An 8,237-nucleotide genomic window follows, 5' to 3' on the forward strand; every position below is an offset into this window, starting at 1 on the left:
TTTGAAATGGAGGAATGAATCACATGACAAACACGTATACTTCCTTTCTGGAAGACTCTTCACACTTTTTAACAATTCCTATCACAAAGACGTTATATGTTGACAGCTTGACCCCAGTTGATCTGTTTCAGCGGGTGCAGGATGAAGCAGTCTATTTACTTGAAAGTAACGATGATACATCACCTTGGTCCAACTATTCATTTATTGGATTAAATCCTTTTTTATATGTTGCGGAAGAAAATGGTGAGTACATCATTAAAGACCGCTATTTACAACCGCGGTTTTCAGCTTCTAGCTTTAAAAATGCTGTTCAAACAGTGGATGAGCATTTTAAAGTAAAGCTTCCTAATCTGCCACTTCCCTTTAAAGGTGGTGCAGTTGGTTTTATTAGTTATGATGCGGTTTCACAAATTGAAAAAGTACAGGTCAATAAAGAAAATGACTTACAGATGCCAACATTTCATTTTATGTATTGCGAAACGCTATTAGCATACAATCACCAATCAAAAGAGTTAGTTCTTCTCCGCTATGTTCAGCTTAACGAAGGGGATACAGAGGCAGAAAAAAGTAAAAAGTATCAGCTTGCAGTTGAAGATATCAATTCGTATGTTAATCAAATAGTGAATCCCTCAACAAACAAGTTACCGCTTGTCTTTAATTCAGAACAAAAAGACGTAACGTTTAAAGGTGTAACTTCTTCGTACGAGAAAGAGCAGTTTATGAACGACGTTAACAAAATTAAAGAGTATATCAAAAGCGGTGACGTCTTTCAGGCGGTTTTATCCCAACGTTTTCAAGTTCCAACGAAAGCTTCTGGGTTTGATATTTACAGAGTATTGCGACTAGTTAACCCGTCTCCTTATTTATTTTATGTCAAAGTAGACGGTGTGGAATTAATCGGTAGCTCTCCAGAAAAGCTTATTGGAATCGAAAATGGTGAATTAGAAATTCATCCTATCGCTGGAACAAGACGTAGAGGACGGAACGAAGAAGAAGATCAGCATATGTACGAAGATTTAATCCAAGATGAAAAAGAACGTGCTGAACACTATATGCTAGTCGACTTAGCGCGTAATGATATTGGAAGAGTAGCTAAATACGGTAGCGTACAGACACCGGTATTAATGGAGTTGGTTAAATTTTCACACGTCATGCACTTAATTTCTAAAGTAACGGGAACTATTAGCCCAAGCGTTCATCCAATTGATGCTTTGCTAGCTGCCTTTCCAGCTGGGACAGTATCAGGTGCGCCAAAGGTGAGAGCCATGCAAATTTTAAATGAAATTGAACCTGTTGCACGTAATGTATATGCAGGAACCGTTGCTTATTTAGGGTTTGATGGGAATATTGATTCTTGTATTGCCATTCGAACAATTGTCTTAAAAGATGAAGTAGCTTATGTACAGGCTGGTGCTGGTATTGTAGCAGACTCTAAGCCAGAGCTAGAATGGAAAGAAACCCGTAACAAAGCGAGTGCCTTAATTAAAACGATTCAAATCGCTCAAGATATCTACGACAAAAAGGAGAATGTGTATGTTTAAAGAACTGCTATCAAAATGCTTAAATGGCGAAACGTTATCAGCTGTAGAAGCACAAGAGCTTATGAATGACATTATGAATGGGCAAGTTCCACCTACACAAATTGCAGGTATCCTTACTTTGTTAACTTACCGAGGCGAAACAGTTGAGGAAATCGTCGGCTTTGTTAAAGGGATGAGAAATAACATGAACACAATCTCCATTAGGTATGAAAACGTGATTGATACATGTGGAACTGGAGGAGATGGGGCGTCAACGTTTAATATTTCTACAGCAAGTGCTATTGTGGCATCAGCAGCTGGTGTAAAAGTAGCAAAGCATGGCAATCGTGCCGTTTCATCAAAAAGCGGAAGTGCGGATGTACTAGAGAGATTAGGAGTGGATATTCAAGGAGAGAAGACTGAAGTTGAAGAAGCGCTTGAACGTGTCAACATGTCATTTCTATTCGCTCCTCTTTATCACCCAGCTATGAAGCATGTTGCTCAAACACGCCGAGAATTAGGGTTTCGTACAGTTTTCAATGCGCTGGGTCCTTTAGCTAATCCCACAAATTGCAGCAAGCAGGTAATTGGTGTGTATTCAATCGATTTAGCAAGAAAGCTTGCACAAGCTTTAGTACAGCTTAAAGCTAAACATGTACTGCTAGTTTGTGGTCGAGATGGTCTAGACGAAATAAGCGTAACGACTGAAACAGACGTAGTGGAAGTGAAAGATGGGCGCGTCGTAGAGTATATGCTGTCTCCTGAATCACTAGGTGTCCAAAGGGGAACTATGAAAGAGCTTATAGTAAATGATGCGGCAGAAAGCGCAGCTCTTATTCAATCAATCTTTAAAAACGGTGAGAACAAAATTGCACAGTCAGCGGTTGCTGTGAACGCAGCAGCTGCCATATATGTAAGTGGTGCTGTTCAAACACTAGAGCAAGGAGTCGTTGAAGCGATTCGAATCATCGAAAGCGGTCAGGCATTCGAACAGCTCCAGCGTTTAAAATCTGAAGAGGTGGTTAATCGTGCTTAACAAAATTATTGAAACCAAAAAACAAGAAGTAGCAAACTTAGTGCTACCAGATCCTGTTCAAGTAGAGAAAGTGTCATTCTTAGAAGCTCTTGCAAATTCAAACCGTATGCTTTCACTGATTGCAGAAGTGAAAAAAGCATCCCCTTCAAAAGGACTGATTCAACGAAACTTTAACCCTGTTACGATTGCTAAAGCGTACGAAGCAGGAAAAGCAGACGCCCTCTCAGTTTTAACAGATGAGCAGTATTTTATGGGCCACCGGGCATATTTGACTGAAATAAAACAAAACGTAAACCTTCCTGTTTTGAGAAAAGACTTTATTATTGATGAGCTTCAAGTTGAGGAAAGTGCTCGCATCGGTGCAGATGCTATTCTATTAATTGGAGAAGTCCTTGAGCCTGTACATTTAAAGGAGTTATATGAACAAGCAGGTGAGCTAGGGCTTGATTGTTTAGTTGAGGTTCATTCAGCTGAGACATTAGAACAAATTTTACGCGTGTTAACACCACAGATTATTGGCGTTAATAATCGTAATTTGCGCACGTTTGAGACATCCATTACCCAAACAAAGGATATTGCTCCCCTTATTCCAAAGGATAGCTTATTTGTTAGTGAAAGCGGAATTTATGAATATAAAGACCTTACTTATGTAAAAGAAGCCGGTGCAAAAGCAATTCTAGTTGGAGAGTCATTAATGAAACAAGATAATCAGCAAGCAGCGATTGGAAATCTATTCGGAGAAACAAGTCATGCACATTAAGTACTGCGGTATCCAAACAATTGAAGATTTTCAATTAGCAAAGGCTGGACTTGCTGATTACGTAGGCTTTATCTTTTATTCGAAAAGTAAGCGGTACGTTACGCCAGAAAAAGTTCAGGTTATGAACTGTTCAGGCTTTGAAATGAAAAAAGTGGGCGTGTTTGTGAATGAAGCTCCTAGCGAGGTATTAGAAACAGCGGTGAAAGCAGACTTACAGGTGATTCAATGTCATGGAAATGAATCACCTGAAGAACTTATTTTTTATAAAAATGTTGGCTATGAAGTTTGGAAAGCTTTGCCTCATGGTCCACAGACGCTACAAGCCATGGAGCGTTATAAAGGCGTTGTTGATGGCTATGTAATTGATAGTAAAGTCAAAGAACAATTTGGCGGAACGGGCGTTGCGTTTGACTGGAATTTTGTCCCGGCCTATACCAATACGGCTCGCTCTTATAGCAAGAAATGCTTTATTGCAGGTGGAATCACAGAATCTAATATTGATAGCCTAATGTACTATCACCCAGATGGTATCGATCTATCAAGTGGAATTGAAAGTGACGGTAAAAAAGATCAACAAAAAATAAAGCGTATCGAAAGGAAGATTTTACATGACATACAATCATCCAGATGAATTTGGTAGATTTGGAGAATTTGGTGGAAAATATGTACCTGAAACGTTAATGAAGCCATTGGAAGAAGTAGAGAAAGCTTTGGATGAAGCTATGCAGGACCCAGCTTTTAAAGAAGAGTATTTATTTCTTCTTAAAAATTATTCAGGAAGACCTACAGCCCTAACTTATGCAGATAACTTAACAAATAAACTGGGTGGAGCGAAGATTTACTTAAAACGCGAAGACTTGAATCATACTGGAGCTCATAAGATCAATAATGCGATTGGACAAATTTTGTTAGCAAAGCGCATGGGGAAAAAGAAAATCATTGCTGAAACAGGTGCTGGTCAGCACGGCGTGGCTACGGCCACGGTGGCTGCTAAGTTTGGTATGGAATGCAAAGTGTTTATGGGAGAGGAAGATATTGAGCGCCAAGCATTAAACGTATTTCGTATGAAACTATTAGGAGCAGAAGTTATTCCAGCTACTTCAGGCACAAAAACCTTAAAGGATGCAACAAATGAAGCGATCCGTTACTGGGTTCAGCACTGTGAGGATCATTTTTATTTAATTGGTTCCGCTATTGGTCCGCACCCTTACCCAAAAATGGTTCGTGATTTTCAAAAAATTATTGGAGAGGAAGCAAAACAGCAGTTTCTACAGGCGGAAGGCAAGCTTCCTAATACGGTAATTGCTTGTGTTGGTGGTGGTAGCAACGCGATCGGGATGTTCTACGACTTTATTAAGGACGAAAGGGTAGAGCTTATAGGAGTAGAAGCTGGAGGAAAAGGTGTTCATACACAGCTTCATGCTGCCAAAATGGAAAAAGGAACTAAAGGCGTTATTCACGGGACGTTAACGTATCTATTGCAAGATGAAAATGGTCAAATTACAGAGCCTTATTCGATTTCAGCAGGACTTGACTATCCTGGAATTGGCCCAGAGCACTCTCACTTATCTTCAATAGGAAGAGTAAGGTATGAAAGCGTAACGGATGATGAGTCGATTGAAGCGCTTCAGCTACTGTCGAAAACAGAAGGAATTATTCCAGCAATTGAATCAGCACATGCGCTTGCTAAAGCATTTGAGGTAGCAAAAACTAAGACAAAAGATGAAAGTATTTTGATTTGTTTATCAGGACGAGGGGATAAAGATGTTCACACTCTTGTTAATTTATTAGAAAGGAAGGAAAAAGAATATGAGCACATTTAAGCAGCGATTACCGAAACATGATACGCTATTTATTCCTTTTATTACAGCCGGAGATCCGCATGAAGATGTCACGATAGAGCTTGCTTTAGCTTTGCAAAAAGAAGGAGCTTCTGTATTGGAGTTAGGCGTTCCATATTCCGACCCTTTAGCGGATGGACCGATCATTCAAGCGGCTTCTAGCCGTGCACTTGCTCAGGGAATGTCTATATCAAAAGCAATTAAACTTGTGCCAAAAATGAGAAAAAAAGGAGTGGAAATTCCGATTATTCTCTTTACCTATTTTAATCCTGTGTTACAATTAGGTTTAGAATCCTTTTTCGCTTTAGTGCGAGAAAATGAAATTGATGGTGTATTAATTCCTGACTTACCCTATGAAGAAAGTACAGAGATTCGCACCCTTGCTGAGCAAAACGAGGTAGCTTATATTTCAATGGTTGCTCCAACATCTAAAGAGCGTATTGAAAAAATCTCCAAAGATGCAACAGGCTTTTTATACTGCGTATCATCCCTTGGCGTAACTGGAATTCGAGAAACGCTTCCTGAGGACTTAGATTCATTTTTAAAGGAAGTTAAGGCTTCGACGTCCATACCCGTTGCCGTGGGGTTTGGTATTTCAACAAGCCACCAGGTTGAAGTATTAAAAGAATACACGGATGGTATTGTAATTGGTAGTGCAATTGTTCACAAAGTTGAGGAACTTCAATCGGTACTTTTAAATAAGGAGACAAGGTCAGAAGGAATAGCAAGTTTTCAAGCGTATATAGCGTCCATCGTTTCACCGATACAAAAATGCGAGGTGTAACAAGTTGAAAGTAAAAGAGCAATTATTAACATTATCTCCATATAAGCCAGGCAAGCCCATTGAGGAAGTTAAAAAAGAATACAACTTAGAAACTGTTGTGAAGCTAGCATCTAATGAGAATCCGTATGGCTGTTCAAATCGAGTGAAGGAAGCTATTTACGAAGAGCTTAATCATATGGCACTTTATCCAGACGGCTATAGTGCAGAATTAAGAACAGCACTGGCTGAATATTTACATGTCAAAGGTGAGCAGCTTATTTTTGGGAACGGTTCAGATGAAGTTATTCAAATTATTTGCCGTGCTTTACTATCACCAGAAACAAATACGGTGATGGCAACGCCGACATTCCCTCAATACCGTCACAATGCGGTAATTGAAGGAGCTGAAATTCGTGAGGTTCCGCTTCGAAACGGTGACCACGACCTGTCGGCAATGTTAAGCGCAATTGATGAACAAACGACTGTCGTTTGGGTATGTAGCCCCAATAATCCAACCGGTACCTATGTAAAGCAAAAAGACCTGATGGAATTTATTAAGCAAGTTCCAAAGCATACGCTGATTGTTATGGATGAAGCATATTATGAATACGCAGCACAAGAAGAGGACTTTCCACAAACTGTAGATCTACTGGATGAGTACGAGAATTTAATTGTACTACGTACGTTTTCAAAAGCTTATGGATTGGCTTCACTTCGAATTGGGTACGGCATTGCAAATGAAGCATTATTACAAAGAATAGAACCTGCTCGTGAGCCGTTTAATACAAGTCGTATGGCTCAAAAAGCGGCGATTGAAGCTTTGAAAGATCAAGACTTTATTAATGAGTGCAAGCGTAAAAATGAAGATGGTTTACAGCAATACTATGCATTTTGCGAAAAGAACGGTTTGAATTACTATCCTTCTTACACTAACTTTGTACTAATTGATTTTGGTCAACCAGGCGATGAAGTATTCCAATTTCTATTGGAAAGAGGGTATATTGTTCGTTCTGGCAACGCATTAGGCTTCCCTACATCTGCACGGATTACAATTGGGACAAAAGAGCAAAATGAACAAATTATTCAATTACTTCAAGAGTATGTGAGTAAACATAAATCATTTGCATAATAATGTAGAAATGAGAGTGTGAGATCACACTCTCATTTCATATGTGAAATACGAGGTGACAAAGGTGACAGGAACAGTTTTTGTAATTGGGATGGGCCTAATTGGTGGTTCGTTAGCGTTAAATATAAAGAATACATATGAATCAATGCATATTATTGGTTACGATATTAATGAAGAGCAGGTAAAACTAGCAAAATCGCTAACTGTTATTGACGAAATAAGTAGTTCAATTGAAGCTGGAGCTAAAAAAGCTGATTTCATTGTTATTGCTGTGCCTGTTACACAAGCCGTTCAAGTTGTGCAAGAATTAGAAAGTATTCCTTTGAAAAAAGAGGTTATTGTTACGGATGTTGGGAGTACAAAAGAACAAATCGTTCAAACGGCTTCATGCTTACTTTCAAAAGGGATTCAATTTATTGGCGGTCATCCAATGGCTGGTTCTCATAAAAGTGGTGTCACAGCATCTAAAGCTCACTTGTTTGAAAATGCAATGTATGTGTTAACTCCTTCTCCTCATACGGAAAAAGAGGCTGTTAATAGACTTAAAAAATTACTGGCAGGTACAAAAGCTAATATCATTGTTCTTTCACCAAAAGAACATGATAAGCTTGCAGGTGTTATCAGTCATTTTCCTCATATCATTGCAGCTAGTCTTGTGCATCAAGCAGAGCATTATCAGCAAGGAAATCCTCTTGTTTCTAAGTTAGCAGCGGGTGGTTTTCGTGATATTACTCGAATTGCATCGAGCAGTCCAGCGATGTGGAGAGATATTTTACTTCATAATCAAGATGCGTTACTTCAAATGTTCGACTATTGGTTAGATGAGATGCACAATGTGCGTAGTATGATTGAGAAGAGAAATGCTGAGAATATCTATGCGTATTTTTCTCAGGCAAAAGAATTTCGCGATCAGCTTCCGGTGCGTTCAAAAGGAGCGATACCCTCTTTTTATGATCTATATGTAGATGTTCCTGACTATCCGGGTATCATTTCAGAAGTAACAGGATACCTAGCAGAAGAAGAAATTAGCATTACAAACATCCGAATTCTAGAAACGCGCGTAGATATCTATGGTGTTTTAAGACTTAGTTTTCAAACCGATGAAGATCGTAAAAAAGCAAAAGTGTGCTTAGAGGGCCGAGGTTATCAAACGTTTATTTCATAATGTAGTTGCAAGAGACTGAGACA

8 protein-coding genes are annotated in these 8,237 nt (G+C 39.1%); all 8 read left to right on the forward strand.

Annotated features, from left to right (window positions below; all coding sequences use genetic code 11):
• The first annotated feature begins 23 nt into the window (after positions 1–23).
• The 8 genes from trpE (at position 24) to BFL01S_RS08670 (ending at position 8,214) form a co-directional block, all read left to right on the forward strand.
• Entirely contained in the window at positions 24–1,541 is a 1,518-nt protein-coding gene (trpE, locus tag BFL01S_RS08635) for an anthranilate synthase component I (protein ID WP_061785462.1), read from the forward strand.
• On the forward strand, positions 1,534–2,556 hold the full coding sequence (gene trpD, locus BFL01S_RS08640) for an anthranilate phosphoribosyltransferase (protein WP_061785463.1): 1,023 nt from the start codon (positions 1,534–1,536) through the stop codon (positions 2,554–2,556). Before trpE ends, trpD begins: the two co-directional genes overlap by 8 nt.
• On the forward strand, positions 2,549–3,316 hold the full coding sequence (trpC, locus tag BFL01S_RS08645; RefSeq protein ID WP_061785464.1) for an indole-3-glycerol phosphate synthase TrpC: 768 nt from the start codon (positions 2,549–2,551) through the stop codon (positions 3,314–3,316). Before trpD ends, trpC begins: the two co-directional genes overlap by 8 nt.
• Entirely contained in the window at positions 3,306–3,947 is a 642-nt protein-coding gene (locus tag BFL01S_RS08650; protein WP_061785465.1) for a phosphoribosylanthranilate isomerase, read from the forward strand. The genes trpC and BFL01S_RS08650 overlap by 11 nt, the downstream gene beginning before the upstream one ends.
• Complete coding sequence (trpB, locus tag BFL01S_RS08655) at positions 3,925–5,139, forward strand: tryptophan synthase subunit beta (RefSeq protein ID WP_025908797.1); 1,215 nt, start codon at positions 3,925–3,927, stop codon at positions 5,137–5,139. The genes BFL01S_RS08650 and trpB overlap by 23 nt, the downstream gene beginning before the upstream one ends.
• Positions 5,126–5,941 carry a tryptophan synthase subunit alpha gene (trpA, locus tag BFL01S_RS08660; protein ID WP_061785466.1) on the forward strand — a complete coding sequence of 272 codons (816 nt, stop codon included), beginning with the start codon at positions 5,126–5,128 and terminating at the stop codon, positions 5,939–5,941. Before trpB ends, trpA begins: the two co-directional genes overlap by 14 nt.
• 4 nt (positions 5,942–5,945) lie before the next feature.
• A complete protein-coding gene (gene hisC / locus BFL01S_RS08665) occupies positions 5,946–7,049 on the forward strand; it encodes a histidinol-phosphate transaminase (RefSeq protein WP_061785467.1) in 1,104 nt (367 codons plus the stop codon).
• A gap of 64 nt (positions 7,050–7,113) precedes the next feature.
• The gene (locus BFL01S_RS08670) at positions 7,114–8,214 is read left to right on the forward strand and encodes a prephenate dehydrogenase (RefSeq protein ID WP_061785468.1); all 1,101 of its coding nucleotides are present in this window, start codon (positions 7,114–7,116) and stop codon (positions 8,212–8,214) included.
• The last annotated feature ends 23 nt before the right edge of the window (positions 8,215–8,237 follow it).

This window comes from Priestia flexa NBRC 15715 (assembly GCF_001591565.1).
Lineage (GTDB): Bacteria > Bacillota > Bacilli > Bacillales > Bacillaceae_H > Priestia > Priestia flexa.

Excerpts from the sequence above, each read along its gene's own strand:
- trpD (WP_061785463.1), top strand. The coding sequence starts at position 1,534 with ATGTTTAAAGAACTGCTATCAAAATGCTTAAATGGCGAAACGTTATCA.
- trpA (WP_061785466.1), top strand. The coding sequence starts at position 5,126 with ATGAGCACATTTAAGCAGCGATTACCGAAACATGATACGCTATTTATT.
- BFL01S_RS08650 (WP_061785465.1), top strand. The coding sequence starts at position 3,306 with ATGCACATTAAGTACTGCGGTATCCAAACAATTGAAGATTTTCAATTA.
- trpE (WP_061785462.1), top strand. The coding sequence starts at position 24 with ATGACAAACACGTATACTTCCTTTCTGGAAGACTCTTCACACTTTTTA.
- trpB (WP_025908797.1), top strand. The coding sequence starts at position 3,925 with ATGACATACAATCATCCAGATGAATTTGGTAGATTTGGAGAATTTGGT.